General features: G+C 48.4%; 2 protein-coding genes. Both read right to left on the reverse strand.

The window, feature by feature from the left end:
- On the reverse strand, positions 1-1,888 hold a 1,888-nt coding region (locus KDK17_RS16975), incomplete at its 3' end, for a hypothetical protein (RefSeq protein WP_257288622.1).
- A 114-nt stretch (positions 1,889-2,002) separates the two neighbouring features.
- The coding region (locus KDK17_RS16980) for a hypothetical protein (protein ID WP_257288623.1) at positions 2,003-2,189 on the reverse strand (187 nt) is incomplete at its 5' end.

The raw sequence follows: 2,189 nt of genomic DNA on the forward strand, positions 1-2,189 counted from the left end.
GCTCCGGTCCCGGACGGCGGTAATAATGCTGCAGTACCTTCAGGATGGTTTTTTCGTTATCGCCGACATTTTCAGGCAAGACCGGCGGTTTGCTGAAGGCGTCCACCACAAACTGTAATGCCATGGATGGCTCGGCTGTCAGGGGCGTTGCCTGGTCGCGAGAATCGTCCAGACCCAGAGATTGTCTCAGGTCATTGATTTCCCCCTTGGACTGCTGGACAAGTTTTGGCCAATTCTGGTAGTAGGGATGCGTTTCCCGTTGCTTCCATAATTTTTCAACCCATTGGATATAATCATCTACGAAGCAACCATCAATGTGCGTCTCACCGTTACGGCAATTCCTCTTCAGGCCGAATTTAAGACTATTCAGCATGTCTTGATCCAAAGAAGCCTTATAATGAAAAAGGGCCAGTAGGTTGGACTGAATATATTCGAGCGTTGGATTCGGTAGACTTACCACATAACGTAATGCCCTTGTCAGGCATTTTTGCCGTTGCGGTTGAGTGTTGTCCCGGCAGATTCGGTCAAATTCAACGATGCTTCCCGGGCAACCGGTCAAAGGTATCCTTTTGAGATGTTTGAGGGTCAGAAAATCAAAGGGACCAAAGGCAGCCACCATATAATTGAAAACTCCCGCTGGCATTGACGGGTGGTTGATATTGTCCATTTTGTAAATTTGGTCAACAGAAATCCCCACCCCTGCCCCGCTCTGCAGAAGCAGATGAAGTATGCGACAGGCTTCCTTCTCCTGTTCCCGGTTTTGCTCACACTTACCGCTTCTGAGTTGTTCGGAAATCAGCAGCTTGTCAAGCAAAGATTGAACAGTTCCTTTATGAAAAAAACGCTGGTGAATTGGCAGGCCACTTTGTTTTAATTCCAGAAGCCTCTGGTAATGGTAACAACGGGGATCACTCACCAGCTCAATGGCCTCTTTCAATTTGTGCATAACATCGGGTGAGACGGTTAATTCCGAGTTCAGTGCCTCTGCTCGCAAAGACATTGGCAGTAGATTTAACATGTCCCTGAAATGGTCTGGGGCTATGTCCTGTGAAAACGTAAAATCATCCAGAGAATGCTCATTCCTGGCCAGGTGTTTATTGTCCAGCTCATCATCAAAATAGACTTGTACAGAACCTGTGCGGTTGCAATAAACGACCAGTGGCAAGGGTTTAAGCTGCAATTTATATTCACACTGACGCTTATTCAGCAGGATGTCGGTAATATTTCTCTGTCCATCGTTGTATACACAAAAGCATTTGATGTCTTCTCTGCTGTATTTGTTAAGCACCAGTTCCGGGTATTCAGGGAAGGAGGAATGATCGCTGAATTTCAATTTTGGTAAACTGAATGTCCCATCTGCCTGCAGATGTCCCGAGGTGAAACGGGTAGGGTAAACTCTCCAGAGGATTCGACTGCCACGATCAAAACGATTATCGAACAATGATTGCAGATGAGGCAGTAGTTTTGTCGCCAGATGATCCGGAGTTACGCCAGGCTGCAACAGATCCCGGGTCGACGCACTATGTTTGTAGATGTACAGGCACTGTGGATCAACGGTACCTATCATCCATTCACCATAAGTATCTGGCACGCGCTCGGTAGGCATCAACCTCCCCGGCAGGGCGAGGGTGAAAGGTCTTGGTGTTCCCTTGCCTGAGAAGTAGTTTGCTTCTTTACTCAATCCAATTCGGCGAAATGCCAGGCGTCCACTCTCAGCAGCCCGCAGTAGCTCCTGTCGCTCATACTCCCTGGGATGACGGGGTAGCAGTTTGTTGGTCGGTTCGCCCACTGCCCATCGACCAGAAGCTGTTACCGACCGGGTGTCAGAGTTTGATTGAGGGTGAGGGCACGGGCTTGCAGAGATCCCCGCTCCATGGACAACATTCATGGTAATACTCCATTAAACTTATTATTTACCCTATTCCGTAAGGAGGGATTTTAAAGTTCTTGGAGTATCCGGCTGGTAAAAAAGTTCCAATACCCATTGTCCGTAAATCCATTTTCATGGCGAGATCAAAGGGTTTTTCCTCTCCTCCACTGCTGGCGTGCTCTGGGCATCAGGCTTCTTTATCTTCTTCGGTACCAGCATTTTCCATTCTCTCCGGGAGCTATCGTCGGTTAAGTAGGGACGCTTCTCGCTGACCACGGCAATCCCACGCTGTTTCAGCACTGTCTGGGCTTCCTCCGAA

Origin of the sequence: Endozoicomonas sp. SESOKO2 (genome assembly GCF_024606245.1) — a bacterium.
In the GTDB taxonomy this organism is placed as follows: domain Bacteria; phylum Pseudomonadota; class Gammaproteobacteria; order Pseudomonadales; family Endozoicomonadaceae; genus Endozoicomonas_A.